The organism is Propionimicrobium sp. BV2F7 (genome assembly GCF_000510445.1).
In the GTDB taxonomy this organism is placed as follows: Bacteria; Actinomycetota; Actinomycetes; order Propionibacteriales; family Propionibacteriaceae; genus Propionimicrobium; species Propionimicrobium lymphophilum.
The window spans coordinates 202384-222044 of sequence record NZ_AZIS01000004.1; the positions used below are offsets into that span (position 1 = coordinate 202384).

The window sequence follows — 19661 nt, forward strand, 5'->3', positions numbered from 1 at the left end:
TTTATTCGTTGCGTAACGTTGCGCAACATTGTCAAAGGAGACGATGTGTCAAAAGTATTATTGGCAGGCGAATCTTGGGTAAGTGACGTCACCGACCACAAGGGTTTCGATCCTTTCCCCCACACTCAAGTTCACATTGGATGCGAAAAACTTCTAGAAGTGTTGCGCAACAATGGCCATGAAGTTACTCATTTAAAATCTCACGATGTCAGCACGGACTTCCCGTTCTCTATCGACGAACTGAATGAATACGATGTTGTGATTCTTTCTGATGTTGGAGCGAACAGCCTTCTTCTTCCCCCACAAGTTTTTGAGGAGGGTAAAAAAACACCGAATCGGCTTAAAGTTATCCGGGACTGGGTTAGGCAAGGCGGAGGCCTGCTAATGGCGGGAGGCTACTTGAGCTTTCAAGGCTTCCAAGCAAAAGCAAACTACGCAGGCACCCCTGTTGAAGAAGCTCTACCGGTATCTATATTTCACTGGGACGACCGTGTTGAGACGCCTGAAGGTGCCAAACCACAGCTTTCAGCAACTGCACACACAATCACCGAAGATCTGGACGAATACTGGCCTGACTTACTGGGATACCAGCTATTAACACCTAAAGATGGCTCGGAAGTCTTGGCCACTATTAACGACGATCCTCTACTCATTACAACGGATTTTGGAGAAGGACGTTCGGTCGCATTCGCTTCAGATATCTCTCCTCATTGGGCTCCGGAAGAGTTCATGGCCTGGAACGGCTACGGGAAATTATTTAACAACATTATCAACTGGCTCAGCTAAGAAAGTGTGACAACGATGTCTTCAAATTCAAGCATTGACTCAAAAAATAAAGATCAGAAAACAAACAGTTACGGCAGTCTAACGGTAGCAATATTCACCTTCTTAACGGTTCTAGCTGGAATGCTAGGGCCTCTTCAGAGCTCGGTGAACGGCAGGCTCGGCGTCGTCGTAGAAGACGGACATCTTGCCGCTTGCATCTCCTTCTTCAGCGGACTGGTCGTAATGTTGATCATTGTCCTATCTCAGAAAAAACTGCGTAAATCTCTATTGTCGCTTCCAGGACATCTAAAGAACAGGACCCTCCCCTGGCCTTACTTCTTCGCCGGTTGCTGCGGTGCAGTTATCGTGCTTTCAGAGGGAGTATCAGTAGGCATGCTCGGCGTTGCCACATTTCAGACTTCGCTGATTGCAGGAATGGTTATCTCTGGAATCGTTTGTGACCGTTTAGGAATTGGTGTTGAGTTTAAGCAAGCACTAAATATTCCGCGTATCCTAGGGGCCTTGCTTGCGATCGCAGCAACGGTCCTTGTCGTGTCACCAAACTTCACTGCCCCGCACATGATAGGGCTAGCAGTGTTGCCTTTTTGTGGCGGTCTCCTTGCTGGATGGCAGCCAGCAGGCAACTCAAAAATCGGGTACCTGGCCGATTCTATGCTTGTTTCTATTACCTGGAACTTCATCGTAGGATTTTCAGTACTTACGCTCGCCTTTTTGGTTCGGATGGCTATTGGTAAGGCCACTTTCCATCTACCTACTGAATGGTGGATGTTTTTGGGAGGGCCTCTTGGGCTACTTTCAATCGCCTTGATGGCGTTGCTAGTGCGCAAGCTAGGCCTCTTACTGCTTGCTCTTGCATCTACAGCCGGACAGCTCATCGGCTCCATCTTGATTGATGTGTTCTTCCCTCAGTCAGGACACGTCATCTACACGGCGACGGTAATCGGCGCATGCGTTGCCCTGGTTGCAGCGGGAATTGCAATGGCGCCAACAAAAAAGATTAAAAGCAACGATTTTTAGGATCAATGATGAACCAGAAATTATCATCAGGACAGCTACAGACTGTTACAGGAATCATCCAAGCCGAAGAGATGGGTATGACGCTTGTTCATGAGCATCTCTTTAATGACTTGTCGTCTGTAGTAGATGAGCCCTATTTCAAGTTTTCCAATGAACTGGTAGGCAAAAAAGTCGAGCCATCTCTCATGTATGGCCTTAGACAAGACCCTTACTGCAACGCAGATAACATGTCAGAAAAAGATACATCTGATGTTGTCTTCGAGGTAAATCACTATGCAGAGCTCGGAGGCAAAACTATCGTCGATGCCACCGGGACTGAAGCTATAGGCCGTAACCCCAAGAAACTTCTCGAAGTGGCTAACCAAACTGGTCTAAACGTAGTTATGTCCAGCGGGCACTATTTAGAAAAGTTTGAAGGAAAGCGAATAACTGCACAAAGTATCGACAAAATTGCCGAAGGCATAGACAACGACATCAATTCTGGCGTTCAAGGAACAGAGATCAAAGCGGGAATGATCGGTGAGATCGGCGTGTCCCCATTCTTCACCGATGGTGAAAAAGCTTCTCTAACAGCAGCAGCCGTCGCTCAGACTAATAACCCAACAGTGGCTCTAAATATCCACATGCCTGGCTGGCAGCGTAGAGGCGACGAGGTATTGGATATCGTCTTCAAAGAAGGAGTCAAACCAGAGAAAGTATCGTTAGCACACTCTGATCCATCCGGATGCGACGTCGAATACCAGCACAGAATGCTCGACAAAGGCATTTGGTTGGAGTTTGACATGATTGGCCTGGATATAACCTTCCCTAAAGAAGGTGTCTCTCCTTCGGTAAACGAAACAGTTAAGTGCGTTTCCAGCTTAATTAAAGAGGGCTACACGGACCAGTTATTACTTAGCCACGATCTGTTTCTTAAACAGATGTGGACGAAGAATGGCGGAAATGGGTTTGCCTTCGTGCCTACAGTATTCATAGATCTTCTCAAAGCAGAGGGAGTAGGAGAAGAAGACCTTCACAAGCTACTTTATGAGAATCCAATCGCGGTTCTAACCAAATAACTAACCTTTTTTGGGGGCTACTAGTTAGTAGCCCCCAATTTTACGCCTATTCGACGTCCGTGATCTCTAGACCATTGTTGTCTGATGCGGCGCCCATGTGGACGACCGAGCCGTCCGGCACCTGACCGGCAAGCAGCTTGCGAGCCAGCTGGTCTTCGACGCTCGTTTGGATCAACCTGCGCAGCGGGCGGGCACCGTACGTCGGGTCGTAGCCGGTGTTTGCCAGCCACGCCTTCGCGTTGTCACTCATCTCGATCGAGATGCGGCGGTCCGCCAGCCTCTTGTTGACCCTGGCCAGGTTGATGTCGACGATCTTCGCCAGGTTCTCGCGAGTCAGCGGGGTGAACATGACGATCTCGTCTAGACGGTTCAAGAACTCTGGCCTGAACTGGGCGCGAACGACGTTCATGACGGCTTCGTGCTTGGCCTTCTCGTCCATGCTCTGATCGGCCAAAGCGTGAGAACCCAAGTTACTGGTCATGATCAGAATCGTGTTGCGGAAATCCACCGTACGACCCTGGCCATCGGTCAGGCGGCCGTCGTCGAGCACCTGCAGCAAGATGTTGAAGACGTCGGCGTGGGCCTTCTCAACCTCGTCCAGCAAAACGACCGAGTACGGATGACGACGCACTGCCTCGGTCAGCTGGCCGCCTTCTTCGTAGCCGACGTAGCCCGGAGGCGCGCCGACCAGACGAGAAACGGAGTGCTTCTCCATGTACTCGCTCATGTCGATGCGGACCATCGCCTGCTCGTCGTCGAAGAGAAAGTCAGCCAGAGACTTGGCCAACTCCGTCTTGCCGACGCCCGTGGGGCCAAGGAACAGGAACGAACCGATCGGTTTGTTCGGGTCGGCGATGCCCGCACGGCTACGACGAACCGCGTCGGAGACGGCCTGCACGGCCTCTTCCTGGCCGATCAGACGCTTGCCGAGGCGCTCCTCCATGTGCAGCAGCTTCTCGGACTCGCCCTCCAGCATCTTGCCGACGGGAACGCCGGTCCACGCGCTAACAACATCCGCAATGTCCTCGGCTCGTACCTCCTCCGAAACCATCGAAGTGTTCTCGGCCTCGGTGGCCTGCCCAAGCTCGCGTTCCAGGGCTGGCAGTTCCGCGTACAAAATCTGCGAGCTCTTCTCGAGGTTGCCCTCGCGCTGATACTTCTCGGCGTCAGTGCGCAAGGCGTCGATCTGCGTCTTCAGATCGCCAACCCTATTCAGGCTGCGCTTCTCCTCCTGCCACTGGGCCTCGAGAGTGCGCAACTTCTCCTTCTCGTCGGCCAGCTCTTGATCGAGCGCAGCAAGGCGCTGCTTGGAAGCGTCGTCGTCCTCTTTGCTTAGGGCAAACTGTTCCATAGTCAGGCGGTCTACCGCGCGACGCAACTGGTCGATCTCGATCGGCGAAGAGTCGATCTCCATGCGCAGCCGGCTGGCGGATTCGTCGATCAGGTCAATGGCTTTATCCGGCAGCTGACGGTTGGTGATGTAACGGTTGGACAGCTGAGCAGCCGCCACCAGAGCACCGTCGGTGATGCGCACCTTGTGGTGGGCCTCATAGCGTTCGCGCAAGCCACGCAAAATCGCGACCGTGTCCTCGACGCTCGGCTCACCAACGAAAACTGTCTGGAACCTGCGCTCCAGCGCGGCATCCTTTTCGATGTGCTCGCGGTATTCGTCGAGCGTGGTGGCGCCTATCATTCGCAGCTCACCACGGGCCAACATCGGCTTGAGCATGTTAGAAGCATCCATCGAGCCTTCCGACGCACCAGCACCGACAACCGTGTGCAGCTCGTCGATGAAGGTGATGATCTGGCCCTCGGCCTCCTTGATTTCGTTCAGGACGGCCTTCAGGCGCTCCTCAAACTCACCACGATATTTAGCACCGGCGACCATCGAGCCGAGGTCCAGCGAGACCACTCGCCTGCCCTTCAGCGAATCGGGCACGTCCCCGGCGACAACGCGCTGGGCTAGCCCCTCGACGACGGCGGTCTTACCGACGCCAGGCTCACCGATTAGAACAGGGTTGTTCTTGGTTCGGCGGCTCAGCACCTGGGCGACACGACGAATCTCAGAGTCGCGCCCGATGACCGGGTCGAGCTTGCCTTCGCGGGCCTGCATCGTCAGGTCTATCGAGTACTTCTCCAGCGCGGATTCGCCGCCCTCAGCCTCGGGGTTGGTGACGCGCTTGTCACCGCGCTCGGAATTGAAGATCTCTTCGAGCTTGCTGGCAGTAAGCCCGGTTCGAGTCAAGATCGTTTTGGCCTGTGAATCGACCTCGACGAGAGAGATCAGCAGGTGTTCGGTCGCCACGTATTGGTCGCCAAGAGCCTGGGCGCGCGTTTCGGCGTCCGCAAGCACCCTGGCAAGCGAACCGGACAGCTGCGGCTGAGCCACGGACGAGCCTGAAGTGCTCGGCAGTTGCTTGATTGCAGACTCCGCCTCCTGGCTGATCACCTTGGCGTCTATGCCTGCAGCGTTAAGTAGTTTTTCGCAGCTGCTATTCGGTGTCAGCAGCAGCGCTCGCAACAAGTGGACGGGCTCGGCCTGCGGGTTGCCGGCGCTCAGCGCTAGCCGAACCGCAGTGGTGACACCGTCTGTTGCTAATGAAGTTAGCTTTTCGGTATCCATAATTTCCTCTTTTGCTAGGTATTACCCCAACCTTTTACAAAGTTGAGTCTACTTAACTCAACTTGCTTCGTGGCTGGTTTATTCCAGAGCGCGCGACATTTTGCAAAGTCATTTGTAAAATCCGTGACAAAACTTCCTAGGAAGAGCGACGGGAAGCCGCGACCATTGCAGCAAAACCTGATGACTAGGGTAAACACTACGAGTTACCTTAGATCACCCATTCACCGACCACGTTTTGTCACGGCGTCTAGGGCAAAACAAGGGCGGACGACAATCGTCGCCCGCCCTCGAAGCACCAGCTACCAGCCCTGATACCCTTCAGGAGCCATGTATACGCCGTGGCCGGTCGAGGTGTTCCAGCAGGTAAGCGCTGACCCGGAACTCGCGCACACATAGTTGCCGGTGTACATGACCTCGCCCGGTTGGATGATCGTGTGCTTGCTGCCGTCATCAAAGAAAGCCGGCGCAGACGTTTCCGGATGTGCTGATATCGCCTTATCACTGTTCAGGCTGAAAGCCCACGCGGGAATCGTTGAATAGCCGTCCGAGAAACTTCCTCCCATCTCTTCCGGATACTTGTTTTCCTTCAAATACGACATGACTCCGCAATAAGCCATCCCCTCGCCTGAGGCTGGGAATTCGCAGCCAATATTCTTATCTGGGGTTTGAATCGACCTGAAGGTTTCACCTCCCTGGATAGAGACGCCAGTGATAGGAATCTCTTTTGCGCCTTCAGGAATCGGGCCACCTGCACCTTCGTACGCCTCGGCTGGAACACCAGGGGCCCTCCCCTCGTCCTTGTATGCAGGCTTACCGGATGATTCGATACCCGGATCCTCCAGTTCTATTCGATTAATCGGCAATTCGCCCGTACGTACGACTTCGTCCTGGTCAACGTCATACTTGAATTTTGACTCTGCCCAACCGGTGCTTTCGACAGGAGCTAAGTCGCCTGGCTTCATGAAGCGGTAGCTAACCTCCACCTCTTCGGGACTGATTCGCTGGATTGCAGGGGTCCCACCAAACAACCACTTGGTCGCTGGATACAGGTATTCTCCGTAGCTGTAGAGCAACTGGATTTCAGGCGAATCAGCAGTAGCCCCACTGACAGGAATGGAGATCACAGATAGCGGAGCGCAGGGGTCGTAGACGGAAGTGTTGACGCCATCTTCCTGCCAGGCCCAGGGACTCTGCGTCCAACTGGTCTCCGCTGATTTATAAGGCGCCTTTTCTAAAGCATCTTTCGCGACCTCTTCGAGACTTAGACCGCATGCCTTCTTATTGTTCTTCTTCGCGGCGGGCTTCTGAGAGCCGTCAGGATTTGTCACGGACGACGGTAAAACGCTGGAACACGCCGTCAGCAACAGTGCCAAGGTCGTGAACAGTGCACAAAAAACTTTCTTCATTTTTACCCCTTACTTGTTACCTATTTATATACACGACACCTTTTCCGCAGTGAGCGCACACCCTTCTAAACAAAAGAGCGTGACAAATGAGGGTCGTCCTTAGACCCGCTGGAGTCGCGCTATTGCAATTCCCCAAGTCAGAGGATTTTGTTGCAAAAGTTGCGGTGCGAACCTGTCAGTGCCGCCACGTTTTATCACGAGGCCTTCAGCCAAAACATGCAAACTGAGCGCTATTTTTCGCCGCAGCGGCAACCCGATCAGGCTATTGGGTAGCCTGGAGGAGTTATGAACAGCGAAAAAGAAGGCGTGACCACCTCCGCAGAGCAGGAGGCAGCGGGCCAGCCGATTGCGGCTAGCCACCTGCCGTCTAGCGGTCACCGCACGCCGGTTTCAACATACAGAATTCAGTTGGGCCCCGAAATGACCTTCGACGACGCCAGGGACTCGCTCGACTACCTCGAGCGGCTGGGCGTCACAGATATCTACCTAAGCCCGATCCTGCAGGCAGCACCTGGCTCCACCCACGGCTACGACGTCGTAGACCCAACCCGGATCAGCGAGAGCCTCGGCGGACGCGAAGGCTTCGAACGCCTAGCCGACGACGCGCACAACCGAAACATAGGCGTCATCGTTGACCTCGTGCCAAACCACATGGGCGTGCCCACGCCGATCTACCACAACAAGGCGCTGTGGTCGGTGCTTCGCGAAGGCCCGAACTCCGAATACGCCGAATGGTTCGACGGCACCGAAGATTCCGACGGCATCCTCATGCCGTTCCTGGGCGAGCGGATCGGCACTGCACTCGCGGAAGGCAAGATCACCCTCGAAGAAATGGTGGTGCCGGGCTTAGAAGATGAAGGCCCCGCCCCCGTACTGAAGTACTACGACCACGTGTTCCCGGTTCGCGCCGGAACCGAATCGCTGCCGCTGCCGATGTGCGTCGCCAAGCAGTACTACCGCCTTGCCTACTGGAAGGTGGCAAACGAGGAACTCAACTTCCGTCGCTTCTTCGACGTCGACACCCTGCTCGCCGTCCGCGTTGAAGACCCAGAGGTTTTCCAGGCCACCCACGCACTTCTCTTCGATCTTTACGCCGACGGAAAAATCGACGGCTTCCGCATCGACCACATCGATGGCCTGGCCGACCCGCGCGGCTACCTGCGCAACCTGTCCCTGGCGACGGGCGGCGCATGGGTTACCGTCGAGAAAATCCTGGAGCCCGACGAAGAACTCCCCCAAGATTGGCCGACTGCGGGCACGACCGGATACGACGCGTCCTGGCGGATCTCGCAGCTGCAGATCGACCCATCCGGGCACAACGAGATGGCCGCTGTTTTGCCAGACATCGGGGCTGTTCCGGAGCCGCTGTCCGTCACCATCGAAAAATCCAAGCGCGAGATCGCGACCGAGTCGCTGCACGCGGAGGTCTACCGGATTGCAGACCTGGCGTACCAGATCTGCCACGACGACATCATGCTTCGCGACCACACGCATTCGTGGATTCAGCAGTGCATCACCGAGCTGGTGATCGCCTTCCCCCGCTACCGCGCCTACGTGGTGCCGGGCGAGCCGGCAGACAACGAGGCCATCAGGCTGGTGGAGGAAGCCGCGAAGGTGGCCGCCACCAGACTCGACCCGCAGTTGCTAGACACCCTCGACGTCGTCGTCAACCTGGTTCTCGGCCGCGAAGTTGGTTCCGCGTCCCGCGCCCAACAGGACATCCGAGACGAATTGGTCGTGCGCTTCCAGCAAACCTGCGGCGCGACCACCGCGAAGGGCGTAGAGGACACCGCCTACTACCGCAGTTCAACGCTCATCGCGCTGAACGAGGTGGGCGGTTCACCCGCCACCTGGAGCCTCGCTCCCGATGACTTCCACTCTTGGGCCGCGCACCAGGCCGCATATTGGCCGGCCGCCATGTCCGCCGGCTCTACACACGACAACAAGCGTTCAGAGGACGTCCGCGAACGCATCGGCGTGCTCAGCCAATTTGCCCCGCAGTGGCGTGGGCTGATCACCCAGCTGCACCCATTCGCGGAAGGCGTCGAACCGGAGACCGAAAACTTCCTCTGGCAGACCCTTGCCGGCACCTGGACCGACGACGGCCCGATCGAAATCGAGCGCCTAAAGCAGTACATGATCAAGGCGTCCCGCGAGCAACAGTTGTGGACGACCTGGACCGAGCAAAACACCGAAGCCGAGCAGACCATGCTGGACGTCATCGACGCGATCTACGCCAACGAAGACGTCATGGGCACGCTCGCCGACTGGTACAAGCTCACCAACCCGGCAGCGCGCGTCGCGATTCTTTCGCGCAAGGCACTGCAGCTGACCTGCCCGGGAGTCGCCGACACATTCAACACTTGCGAGACAACACAGAATTATCTGGTTGACCCGGACAACAGGCGTCCAGCGAACTTCGAAGAGCTTTCAGCGATGCTCGACCACGTCACCGAGCACTCGCCCCGGACGCTAGCTGAACAGAAAATGTTCTTGACAGCCAGGATCCTGCGGCTGCGTAGACGTCGCCCGGAAGTTTTCGTCGGGCCGAACGCCAGCTACCGCCCGTTGGCTTGTTCAACGGGCCACGTCGTCGCCTACGCACGCGGAGCAGAGGCGCAAGTGGTGACGATCGCAGCACGCCTCTACCGTGGCATCCAAAAATCTGAAGGGTTCACAGACCACACCGTCGTGCTGCCGCCTGGGCAGTGGATCGACGTTCTCACCCAGAAGGAATTCCCCGGTGGCGAGGCCAAGGTGCGTGATCTGCTGGAAAGATTCCCATGCGCTGTGCTCGAAAACCTTGACGATAATCCCGGCACCGAGACCATCGCGGCGATCCCCGAACCGGCCGAGAAAACGGTCGAGAAACCGGACATGTTGAGCTGGCTCGTGCGCCGATTCAGCAAGAAAAACGACGAATAAATCTGTGGGGTTTCGCTCGCTGTGCCGGGCGGAACCCCACATTTGGAGTGAAAAATGGTTGAAATAAAGCTTTGGGCGCCGTCAGCGAAGACCGCGCACGCCGTAATCGTCGACCCGCTACCGGAGCAGCTTTCCGGGCGCCTCGATCAGCCGCTGAGCGACGAGGCGTTGGCAGGTTGCCAGCGGTTGGAGATGCACAAGAGCGGCGAGAACTTCACCATTTCACTTCCGGCCGACACCAATTACCTGCTGTCTATCGACGACGGCTCCCCGCGTCCCGACCCGCGTTCTGCGGCCCAGCCTTGGGGTGTGCATGGGCCGTCGAGAACATTCGACGCAGGCGCCTACCGGTGGCGCACCCCGCAGGCGAGCCACAATGTACTTGGCGACGTCATCTACGAGCTGCACATCGGCACGTTCACATCTGAAGGAACGCTGGACTCGGCCATCGAGCGTCTCGGCCACCTCAAAAATCTCGGTGTTAAGACCATCGAGCTGATGCCAGTCTCGCCGTTCCCCGGCAAGCGCGGCTGGGGATACGACGGCGTCTATTGGTATGGGGTCCAGGAATCTTACGGTGGCCCGGAGGCCCTGCAGCGATTCGTCGACGCGGCCCACGCGCAGGATCTTGCAGTCTGCCTGGACGTCGTCTACAACCACTTCGGCCCGGCCGGCAACTACGCGCCAACTTTCGCACCGTTCTTCACCAAGAAGCACACCACCCCTTGGGGAGACGCCATCAACCTCGACGACGAAGGTTGCGAGGGAGTTCGCAAGTTCATCGTCGAGGCAGCGCTGCGCTGGCTGCGCGATTTCCGCATCGACGCGCTGCGCCTGGACGCGGTTCACGCGCTGATCGACGATTCGCCCGTCCACATCCTCGCGGAACTTTCCGAGAAGGTCGATGAGCTCGAGGCCGAGCTGGGCTTGAAAAAGACTCTCATCGCCGAATCGGACATGAACCAGCCGCGCATGGTGCTGCCGGTTGCTGATGGCGGGCTAGGCATCGACGGGCAGTGGGACGACGACATCCACCACGCGCTGCACTCGTACCTGACCGGCGAAACCTTCGGCTACTACATCGACTTCGGCGCGCCGGAAACACTCGCCAAAGCGCTTGAGCAGGTATTCGTCCACGACGGCTGCTACTCCACTTTCCGTAAGCAGAACTGGGGAGCTCCGGTTCCCGAAACCCTGAGCCGAAAAAGATTCGTCATCTCGACGCAAAACCACGACCAGGTGGGTAACCGCGGCCAGGGCGACCGCCCCGAGGAGCGCCTGCCCCAAGGCCTACAGGCCGCAAGCGCAGCAATCCTGCTGCTTTCGCCGTTCACCCCGATGCTCTTCCAGGGCCAGGAATGGGCAACAAAAGGCAGGTTCCAGTTCTTCACCGACCACGACGCCAGCCTAGGAAAAGACGTCAGCGAGGGCCGGATGGAGGAGTTCGGCGCGCACGGCTGGGAGGAAATCTACGGCGAAAACCCGTGGGTGCCCGACCCGCAGAGCCCCGAGACTTTCGAAGCCAGCACACTGGACTGGGATGAAAGCAGGCGTGGTCGGCACGCTGAGATGCTTCAGTGGTACAAGGAACTGATCCTGCTTCGCGGCGAGTTGACCGACGAGCAGATCAAGTGCGATTGGGGCAATGGCTGGTTCAGAATGAAAAGCGGCGGGTTGACCGTAGTGGTCAATAGCGACGGCGAACCAGACCTGATTGACCAAAAACCCAGTGAGATTCTGGCCAGTTGGGGCGAGGTTTCTTACGACGACGTCAGACTGAAGCTCGGCAAAGACTCAGTGGCCATCCTGCATTAAAAACCTGGACCCGGTGAATGTCCACCAGGTCCAGGTTAGATATTGAGGATTATCGATCTATCGCCAGCAAATCACGTCGGATTCTGCCGCGATAAATACTTCCGCCGACGGTGGCCGTGAACACCCTGTGTTCGTCTCCCCTAGCCAATACCTGTTCGAGCAGCTCGGAAAGTTCCTCGTTGCGTTTCTTCAACGAATCGATCTGATTGCTCATCTCGATGATGCGTCGAATGCCATTCAGGTTGACGCCCTCCTCCTGGCTCAGGTGTTGAATCAGCCTCAGTTTATTGACATCCCTGGGGCTGTAGCGGCGTCGCCCGCTCTTAGTGCGGTTCGGCACGACCAGCCCGATGCGGTCGTATTGCCGCAGCGTTTGGGCGTGCATCCCGGCCAGCTCTGCGGCCACGGACACCGCAAAAATCGGGGCGTCCGGGTCTAGCCGCTCGGGTAACTTAGCCATTAGTTATCACCCAGCAGCCTGGTGCGCGGATTCAGCTGGTTTGCGGCACGGTCAAACTCGCGCAGCTTCTCCTTGGCGTTGTCGTCGAGGAAGCTCGGCACCTGCACCTCGATCTTGACCAGCAGGTCGCCTGCCGATTTCTTGGCAGGTTTGATGCCGCGACCGCGGACCCGAAGCACCCGACCATTCGGGGTGCCGGCCGGTAGACGCAGCTTCACGGTGCCACCCTCGAGCGTCGGGACGTCGATCTCCGCACCCAAAGCAGCCTCGCTGAACGTCACGGGGACGGTGATGGTCAGGTTTTTTCCGTCGCGTCCGAAGACGGGATGCTCCCGCACCTTCACCTTCACGTACAGGTCGCCGTTCGGGCCACCGTTGCTGCCGGCGCCACCGCGCTCGCGGATTCGCACGCGTTGGCCGTCGGAAACGCCCTCGGGCAGGCGTACATTCACGTTGCGGTGCGAGTTCGAACGTCCGGTGCCTCGGCAATCTGGGCAGGGCTCGTCGACGACGAGGCCACGCCCACCACACTCGGTGCAAGTCATGCGCATACCGCCCTGGTTCTTCATGCCAGCGCCCTGACAGGACGGGCAAACCTTGGGCTGGGTGCCGGCCTTAGTGCCGGTACCTCGGCAAGTGCTGCAGGCGTGCTGGCCGGAAACCTTAACCGAAACCGTGGCACCCTTGACGGCGTCCATGAAGTCGATCGTCACCGTGCCCTCAACGTCCGCGCCCTTCTGTGGAGTGGTCGGCTTGCGGCCGCCCGCGTTGAACAACCCGCCGAAGATGTCGCCCAGGCCGTCAGCGCCGCCGAATCCCTTCAGGACATCGTCGATGTTGCCGGTGAACGTCGTGGTGCGCGAGCCTCCACCCGGGAAGTGGAAGCCACCGGGCGGCATCGTCCTCTCGGCGTCGTACTTTTTGCGCTTCTTAGGGTCGCTAAGGACGTCATGGGCCTCGGAGGCCTCCTTGAACCGCTGCTCGGCGGCCTTGTCTCCAGGATGCTGATCGGGGTGATTGTCCCTGGCGATCTTTCGGAACGCCTTCTTGATCTGTTCCTGCTTGGCGTTCTTAGGCACGCCAAGCACCTTGTAATAGTCTTTTTCTGCGCTCATCGTGCCCTCCTAACTAAAGCGCTATATCTTTTCCGAGAATTCAGTTGCCCTCGGTTCCTTCTTGCTTGTCAGCCTCAGCCTTCGGCTCTTCAGCCTGCGATTCCTCAGCCTTATCCTCTTCCGCCTCGCCGGTTGGCATGGCAACAACAACCCTGGCCGGACGAACCGTCTGACCGTTGATCTGGTAGCCAACCTGCATGACCTCGTGAATTGTCGGCTCGCCGGTGCCGGCGACGGGCTGCTGCATCAGAGCCTCGTGGATCAACGGATTGAACTCTTCGCCGACCTCGCCAACCTTAACCATGCCGTACTGACGGGCAACCTTGATGAACTCGTCCGCGGTCAGTTTGAAGCCATCGCTCAGGTGCCCCATGTTCTGAGCCGCAACGATCGAGTCGAAGGCAGGCATCAAGTCGCGAAGCACAGCATCGATTCCGGACTGCCTGGCAAGCGGGCGGTCGCGGTCGACTCGCTTCTTGTAGTTGACGTACTCGGCCTGCAAACGCTGCAGATCCTCGGTGCGCTCGGCAAGCTGTTTCTTCAGCTCGGCGACCTCGTCGACGCTCTCGTCGGCATCTGGCGAAGCCTGTTGCGCTGCCTCCCCTGCCTGAGCCTCGGGATCCGGGGCCTGGTCGGCGACTTTCTCGTCTACCTCACTCATATCTATTCCTAAAGTCTTGTAATTGAACCCCATAGGGGCAACGGAAACGGGGCCGGCCGGGATTCGGCCGGCCCCACTAACCAATTGGGTCTAGCCCCTAGTGGTTACTTGTTTTCGTCGTTTTCATCGTCAACGACCTCGGCGTCAACCACGTCGTCATCGGAGGCAGCACCCTCGCCAGAAGCCTCACTGGCGCCCGCAGCGTTCTGCTGCTCGGCCTGCTGTGCGGCCTCGTAGAAAGCCTGGCCCATTGCGGCGGCCTTCTGGTCGAGCTCCTCCATGGCGGCCTTGACCTCTTCGTCGTTGTCGGTGCCCTTCAGGGCCTCCTGCAACTTAGTCAGGGCCTCGGTGACGGGAGCCTTCTGCTCGTCGGTCAGCTTGTCGCCAGCGTCAGCCAGCAGCTTCTCTGTGCGCAGAGCGACAGCGTCGGCCTGGTTGCGCATCTCGACGGACTCGCGACGCTTGCGGTCGTTCTCCTCGTTGGCCTGCGCTTCCTTAACCATGCGATCGATCTCGTCCTTACCCAGGGCGGTGCCGCCGGTGACAGTCATGGACTGCTCCTTGCCGGTGCCGGTATCCTTGGCGTAGACGTGCACGATGCCGTTGGCGTCGATGTCGAAGGTGACCTCGATCTGCGGGATGCCACGCGGTGCGGGCATGATGCCGGTCAGCTCGAAGTTACCCAGCGACTTGTTGTCGCGAGCGAACTCGCGCTCGCCCTGGTACACCTGAATCATCACGGAAGGCTGATTGTCCTCTGCCGTGGTGAAGCGCTCGGAACGCTTGGTCGGGATGGTGGTGTTGCGTTCGATGATCTTCGTCATCAGGCCACCCTTGGTCTCGATACCAAGACTCAGCGGGGTGACGTCTAGCAGCAGCACGTCCTTCAGCTCGCCCTTCAGCACACCTGCCTGCAGCGAAGCGCCCATGGCAACAACCTCGTCCGGGTTGACACCCTTGTGCGGTTCCTTGCCGCCCGACAGCTCCTTAACCAGCTCTGCGACGGCCGGCATACGGGTGGAGCCACCAACCAGGATGACCTCGTCGATGTCGGAAACCGAGATGCCCGCGTCGGAAAGAACCGACTGGAACGGTGCACGGGTGCGCTCGAGCAAATCGTTGGTTAGGCGCTGGAACTCGGTGCGAGTCAGCTTCTCTTCCAGGTGCAGCGGGCCGTCGGCGCCAGCCGTAATGTACGGCAGGTTGATCTCGGTCTCCTGCAGCTGCGAAAGCTCGATCTTTGCGCGCTCCGCGGCGTCCTGCAGACGCTGGCGGGCCATCTTGTCCTTAGACAGATCGATGCCGTGCTTGGTCTTGAACTGCTTGACCAGGAAATCAACGATGCGAGCGTCCCAGTCGTCGCCACCCAGCTTCGGGTCACCCTTGGTTGCGCGAACCTCGAAGACGCCATCGGAGATGTCCAGCAGCGAGACGTCGAAGGTGCCGCCACCGAGGTCGAAGACCAAAACGGTGTGCTCCTTGTCGCCCTTATCCAGGCCGTATGCGAGAGCAGCGGCCGTGGGCTCGTTAATAATGCGGTCAACCACCAGACCCGCGACCTCGCCGGCCTCCTTAGTTGCCTGACGCTCTGCGTCGCCGAAGTAAGCCGGAACCGTGATGACGGCGTTGGTGACGGGCTCACCCAGGTAAGCCTCCGCGTCCCTCTTCAGCTTCTGCAGCACATATGCGCTGATCTGCTGCGGACGGTACTCCTTGTCGTCGATCTTCACCGTCCAGTCGGTGCCCATGTGACGCTTAACCGAGCGAATGGTGCGATCCGGGTTCGTCACCGCCTGACGCTTAGCGACCTCACCAACCAGGACGTCGTCGGCGTTCTTGGTGAAAGCGACGATGGACGGGGTGGTGCGAGCGCCCTCCGCGTTCGGGATGACGGTGGGCTCGCCGCCTTCAAGGACAGCTACCACCGAGTTTGTAGTGCCAAGGTCAATACCTACTGCACGAGCCATGTTTCCTCCTATATAAGTCAAAAGCTAAAAGTCTGTTATTCAAGCTGAGCCTGTTTGACTCAACTTACAACTTGAGTTCACTAGACTCAACTCCGACCCGCTCAGAGTTATTCCCAACCTTTAAAATTAATTTTTGTATTTCATCGTCGTTTGAGACCAAGCCCGAGTACGCAGACAAGTGGATGAACATCGTCCACGACTTCACCGAAGCAACCCGCAAGGAGCCGGCCCGCTCGTCAACAGCGCCCATTTCAAGAAGGCGATGGAAGACATGCGCCCTGTGATCGTCGCCACTCCGAAGATCGTCAGCCGCCAGGTCGAAGGCGAAGGCTGGGACGAAATGGGCGAGCTAAAAATCGACTAATCCTTTTCTTAGATTCATCTGAGCAGACGCGATTAACGGGAACCGGAAAGTTCGTAGTTGAGCTTTTTGGTTCCCGTTAAATTTTGACGTGTTAGCGGGGATGAAAAAGTTCGTAGTCGGACTTTTTGGTTCCCGATGTTTCGGCGACGTGCTGATCGGTTTAAGCGCACACGGCTGCTGGCCTGGGTTGGCTTATTAAGTGGTCTCGACATTATTGCGGCAGATTTGGCTCGTAGACGAGCCCTTTTTGACGCAATAATTCGGATGACCACCTAAAGGCATGAGGTTGTGGGAGTTCGGGTCTTTGAAGGAACATAAAGGCGTGGCGAGAGCGACGACATTCAAACGCATTCGCGTTTGAATCAGGAGCGGAGACACGTAGCCAGTGACGCAAAAACCCGAATCCCACAACCGTCGAAAAGTAACCAGACCAGCAACCGACCTAACCTGAACAGGCCGACCGCTTCGGAACAAGAAACCCGGCAAATAAACCCGTCACTTATGCAAGAGCACTACAGATCTATCGGGGACGCGAATTTTAAATCGCCGCTGACGATCGGCACGTCGGCGTTCAGGGTTTCGTAGAGGGGACGGTAGTCGGCGTGCTCGTCAAGGCCGAGGATTCCGACCCACGCGGGAACAACCTGGTGGGCGTAATACTTGTGCCCGTAGCCGGGGCCGACGCTACGGCACGACGTCATATCGGCGGCTACCTGCCAGAAGGTGATGAACGGCATCCACGTCATGTCGGCCATCGCGGAGCCCGGCCTAGGCTTGGCCAGCCAAGACGGCTTTTCGTAGAGCAGCCGCGAATTCCAGTAGACAACCGGGTCGGTGTCGTTTTGCAAGAAGCAGAAACGCGGCGATTCCCACTCGTTAGACATTTGCAGGTCGGCGGATTTAGCTGCGAAGCGCACATGACGTCCACCGTCATAGACGGGCACGACGACGTCTGAACCGCTATCGCATGCTTCGATGAAACCCTTAGCCAGGGGCGTAAAGTCTGGGCAGCCGAGCCACAGGCCACCGTCTGCGCGGGCAAGCAGGTCTTCGTAGCCATCGAAGATTCCGCAGGAACCGAACGCGCCTAACGATTCGCCGTTCAAGTAGACCTTCGGCGGATTCGGAATATCGGCCAAACGCTTCTCGACGGCCTCGAAGAGCAGTTTCGATGCCTCGACCGGCGAAGACTTCGAGGTGAGCGTCGTCACCGCGGACGGCAGACCGGAATACTGCATCGCGATCAGTGCGCAGTCGCCGCGGGTCAGATATTCGAACGCGGACGCTGCCCACTCGTTGACGTTGCCGCGTCCGGTGGTGGTGACCAGCAGCAGGTTGGCGCGGCTCCAGCCGTCCATGCGATCCACCTCGGCAAGCACGGCATCGACGGCTTCGTCGAGCGAGCGGCCATTAAGGGATGCATACGCGCGGATCGGCTCGTCGACGGCCTCTCCCATCACTCGCTCGATCTTTTCCGCGGTGGTTTTGCCGCATACAAAACGCTTGCCCTGCAGTCCGAGTTGGTCCCAGGACTCCAGGGAAAACGGGCTTCCTGAGCATAAACGCGTCAAAGGCTGTTTTAGCTCTTCCGGCGCGCGCAGGTCGACGGCGGCGGATGCCGTTTTAGCCACGCTGGGCACAGCGCGCATGATCACCTGGTCGAGGATCACCATGATCGTGGCTAGCGTGACGGCGGTGGCCGTCAGCCTGGAAAGCAGCCGCCAGACGTGACGCTGCGGGAACTGCCGGGAGATGAAATTGATGGCGCACATGGTTGCCCGCCACTGGCCATAAAGTATCGCGAAGGCTCCCGCTGCAGCCCCGGACGAACCAAACGCCCAGCTAAGATCGGGCCCCTTAACTTTCGCCTTTTTGGCAGCCCGCCGTTGCCAGCGGATGCTCAGCAGCGGCACCCCGATCAGCCCGACCGCAGCAACCGCTCCCCCAGCGATCTGCGCGGTCAGCTTCATTTTCGGGCTGACGCGAGTCGCTAGCCCGGCGCGCTTGGCCAGGCTGTTGAGAATGTAGCTTGCCCACTTGCCGAGCTGAAACCCGCCAAGCGCACCTATACCCGAGATCAGCCCCTGCAAGTACCAGGGCCTTGGCAGCAGGCTCGCGGTGAAGCTAGCCGCGTAGCCGGCGACACCACCGAGCGTCGGCAGGCTGATTGAGCCGGGCAACACGCGCCTAAACGGGGAAACCATAGTTTTAGCCTATGCCAAGGCGAGAGCATCCCACTAAAAATATCGGGTGCATAGAACCGAGCAGACGCCAGGTTCGTGCACCCGATAAATCAAAATGACCGATATTTAATCGTCGGTGGGGTTCCCGTCGTGGAAGATGATGTCCTCGGCGTCGTGATCCAGCCAGTTTTGGCTGGTGTTGATGCCGACGTGCCACAGGCCCTCGTAGTGCAGGCCGCGGCCCAGCAACTCCGAGCCGAAGATCAGCAAGAAAGCCACGGCGACAACTGCGAGCATCTTCTGGGTGGGCCGCTTGACCTTGCGCATCAACATGTGCATGAAGACGCTGATCAAGACGACGCCGAGGGCCAACAGCACCCAACGAACATACAGCCACGGCATTGCCAACACCTTGTCGGCAACGTGGCGCTGAGCGACGTCGCCGGAGGTCATCTGCATGGCGTGAATGGGGTACGCAATCAACAAAACGATGCCAGCGAAAGCGGAGATACGACACGACAGTTTTGTGGCGGAAAGCGTCAGGGCGGTCAGCTCGTCGTTGACGCCGTCCTTTGTGATGAATCGGGACGCAATCCAACCCTTGAACCACTTCCAGACACCTGGGAAACGCGCCTCCTGCCACGCCTCGCGCAGCCTGCCGAGGTCCTCGGAAAGGGAGGAATCCCAGTGAACCGCGAGTGGATTTTCCTGGTTGTAGCGGTAGTTGGCCGCGTTGCGGGTCTGGGCGCGCCAAGACAGCGCGATCGTGATCGCGACGGCGAGCGGACCCGTCACCAGCGCGGAACCGAAGAAAAGCACCCACCTGAACCACGTCGACCACGTTGTGATGGTGCCGGGGAAGAAGTAGACGCCAACCATCGCGCAGACCAGGCCCAGGCCAGCCAGAGCCGTCAGTCCGGCGAGCACCTGGCGGGCGCTGCGCGAGAGCCAGCCGAACCACTGGCAAAGCGAGAAGATCAGGCCGAGTGTGCCATAGGCGACGCCGAACAAAATCTCGTTGGTCAGCCAGGACGAACCCGCGTGGCGCATCGAGTTGAGCGCGTTCAACGGGTAGCTCAGGTGAAAAGATGCGGCACCGAAGCCGAGGATCAGCAGCGGGCCGCAGGCGTAAAGCGCCGCGTTCGTCAGACGGTCGATGGTGGACGCCGACATCTTGCGCGCGTAGCCGAGCAGGTGAATGATGCCGAGCATCCAGAACGCACCCACGGACATCTGCCCGACGGTGGTGAAGATGATCATTGGCAGCTCTTCGAGATGCAT

General features: G+C 58.1%; 14 protein-coding genes. 6 read left to right on the forward strand and 8 right to left on the reverse strand.

Going from position 1 to position 19661, the window contains the following annotated elements; genetic code table 11:
* Positions 1-45: 45 nt before the first annotated feature.
* The 3 genes from HMPREF1255_RS05320 to HMPREF1255_RS05330 are packed head-to-tail and all read left to right on the forward strand — an operon-like array spanning position 46 to position 2861.
* Positions 46-786 carry a glutamine amidotransferase gene (locus tag HMPREF1255_RS05320; protein ID WP_024111230.1) on the forward strand — a complete coding sequence of 247 codons (741 nt, stop codon included), beginning with the start codon at positions 46-48 and terminating at the stop codon, positions 784-786.
* Positions 787-801: 15 nt separating this feature from the next.
* A complete protein-coding gene (locus HMPREF1255_RS05325) occupies positions 802-1803 on the forward strand; it encodes a DMT family transporter (protein WP_016455188.1) in 1002 nt (333 codons plus the stop codon).
* Positions 1804-1811: 8 nt separating this feature from the next.
* A complete protein-coding gene (locus HMPREF1255_RS05330) occupies positions 1812-2861 on the forward strand; it encodes a phosphotriesterase (RefSeq protein ID WP_016455187.1) in 1050 nt (349 codons plus the stop codon).
* 46 nt (positions 2862-2907) lie between these two features.
* Here HMPREF1255_RS05330 and clpB read toward each other — a convergent pair whose 3' ends face one another.
* Positions 2908-5484: an ATP-dependent chaperone ClpB gene (gene clpB / locus HMPREF1255_RS05335; RefSeq protein ID WP_024111106.1), complete on the reverse strand. Its 2577-nt coding sequence runs from the start codon at positions 5482-5484 to the stop codon at positions 2908-2910.
* A 299-nt stretch (positions 5485-5783) separates the two neighbouring features.
* A complete protein-coding gene (locus HMPREF1255_RS09405) occupies positions 5784-6890 on the reverse strand; it encodes an LppP/LprE family lipoprotein (RefSeq protein WP_024111045.1) in 1107 nt (368 codons plus the stop codon).
* 285 nt (positions 6891-7175) lie between these two features.
* On the opposite strand from HMPREF1255_RS09405, the gene treY reads away from it, so the two are divergent.
* Positions 7176-9815, forward strand: coding sequence for a malto-oligosyltrehalose synthase (gene treY / locus HMPREF1255_RS05345; protein WP_024111263.1), 2640 nt, complete (start codon positions 7176-7178; stop codon positions 9813-9815).
* Between the two features lie 54 nt (positions 9816-9869).
* Positions 9870-11630, forward strand: a complete 1761-nt coding sequence (gene treZ / locus HMPREF1255_RS05350; RefSeq protein WP_024111111.1) for a malto-oligosyltrehalose trehalohydrolase — start codon at positions 9870-9872, stop codon at positions 11628-11630.
* Between the two features lie 49 nt (positions 11631-11679).
* On the opposite strand, the gene HMPREF1255_RS05355 is transcribed toward treZ, so the two are convergent.
* The 4 genes from HMPREF1255_RS05355 to dnaK form a co-directional block, all read right to left on the reverse strand.
* On the reverse strand, positions 11680-12090 hold the full coding sequence (locus tag HMPREF1255_RS05355) for a heat shock protein transcriptional repressor HspR (RefSeq protein WP_016455182.1): 411 nt from the start codon (positions 12088-12090) through the stop codon (positions 11680-11682).
* Positions 12090-13205, reverse strand: coding sequence for a molecular chaperone DnaJ (dnaJ, locus tag HMPREF1255_RS05360; RefSeq protein WP_016455181.1), 1116 nt, complete (start codon positions 13203-13205; stop codon positions 12090-12092). Before dnaJ ends, HMPREF1255_RS05355 begins: the two co-directional genes overlap by 1 nt.
* Before the next feature lie 40 nt (positions 13206-13245).
* A complete protein-coding gene (locus tag HMPREF1255_RS05365; RefSeq protein ID WP_024111077.1) occupies positions 13246-13866 on the reverse strand; it encodes a nucleotide exchange factor GrpE in 621 nt (206 codons plus the stop codon).
* Positions 13867-13970: 104 nt separating this feature from the next.
* Positions 13971-15833 carry a molecular chaperone DnaK gene (dnaK, locus tag HMPREF1255_RS05370; RefSeq protein ID WP_028821809.1) on the reverse strand — a complete coding sequence of 621 codons (1863 nt, stop codon included), beginning with the start codon at positions 15831-15833 and terminating at the stop codon, positions 13971-13973.
* Between the two features lie 178 nt (positions 15834-16011).
* Here dnaK and HMPREF1255_RS05375 point away from each other — a divergent pair, with 178 nt between their 5' ends.
* The gene (locus tag HMPREF1255_RS05375) at positions 16012-16197 is read left to right on the forward strand and encodes a hypothetical protein (protein ID WP_024111266.1); all 186 of its coding nucleotides are present in this window, start codon (positions 16012-16014) and stop codon (positions 16195-16197) included.
* 512 nt (positions 16198-16709) lie between these two features.
* Here HMPREF1255_RS05375 and HMPREF1255_RS05380 read toward each other — a convergent pair.
* A complete protein-coding gene (locus HMPREF1255_RS05380) occupies positions 16710-18401 on the reverse strand; it encodes an alpha/beta-hydrolase family protein (RefSeq protein WP_024111120.1) in 1692 nt (563 codons plus the stop codon).
* Positions 18402-18506: 105 nt separating this feature from the next.
* Positions 18507-19661, reverse strand: coding sequence for a DmsC/YnfH family molybdoenzyme membrane anchor subunit (locus HMPREF1255_RS05385; protein ID WP_024111031.1), 1155 nt, complete (start codon positions 19659-19661; stop codon positions 18507-18509).

Bases quoted from the DNA above. Each gene is read 5' to 3' on its own strand.
- HMPREF1255_RS05325 (WP_016455188.1), top strand. From the start codon at position 802: ATGTCTTCAAATTCAAGCATTGACTCAAAAAATAAAGATCAGAAAACA.
- HMPREF1255_RS05330 (WP_016455187.1), top strand. From the start codon at position 1,812: ATGAACCAGAAATTATCATCAGGACAGCTACAGACTGTTACAGGAATC.
- clpB (WP_024111106.1), bottom strand. From the start codon at position 5,484: ATGGATACCGAAAAGCTAACTTCATTAGCAACAGACGGTGTCACCACT.
- HMPREF1255_RS09405 (WP_024111045.1), bottom strand. From the start codon at position 6,890: ATGAAGAAAGTTTTTTGTGCACTGTTCACGACCTTGGCACTGTTGCTG.
- treY (WP_024111263.1), top strand. From the start codon at position 7,176: ATGAACAGCGAAAAAGAAGGCGTGACCACCTCCGCAGAGCAGGAGGCA.
- treZ (WP_024111111.1), top strand. From the start codon at position 9,870: ATGGTTGAAATAAAGCTTTGGGCGCCGTCAGCGAAGACCGCGCACGCC.
- HMPREF1255_RS05355 (WP_016455182.1), bottom strand. From the start codon at position 12,090: ATGGCTAAGTTACCCGAGCGGCTAGACCCGGACGCCCCGATTTTTGCG.
- dnaJ (WP_016455181.1), bottom strand. From the start codon at position 13,205: ATGAGCGCAGAAAAAGACTATTACAAGGTGCTTGGCGTGCCTAAGAAC.
- HMPREF1255_RS05365 (WP_024111077.1), bottom strand. From the start codon at position 13,866: ATGAGTGAGGTAGACGAGAAAGTCGCCGACCAGGCCCCGGATCCCGAG.
- dnaK (WP_028821809.1), bottom strand. From the start codon at position 15,833: ATGGCTCGTGCAGTAGGTATTGACCTTGGCACTACAAACTCGGTGGTA.
- HMPREF1255_RS05380 (WP_024111120.1), bottom strand. From the start codon at position 18,401: ATGGTTTCCCCGTTTAGGCGCGTGTTGCCCGGCTCAATCAGCCTGCCG.
- HMPREF1255_RS05385 (WP_024111031.1), bottom strand. From the start codon at position 19,661: ATGCATCTCGAAGAGCTGCCAATGATCATCTTCACCACCGTCGGGCAG.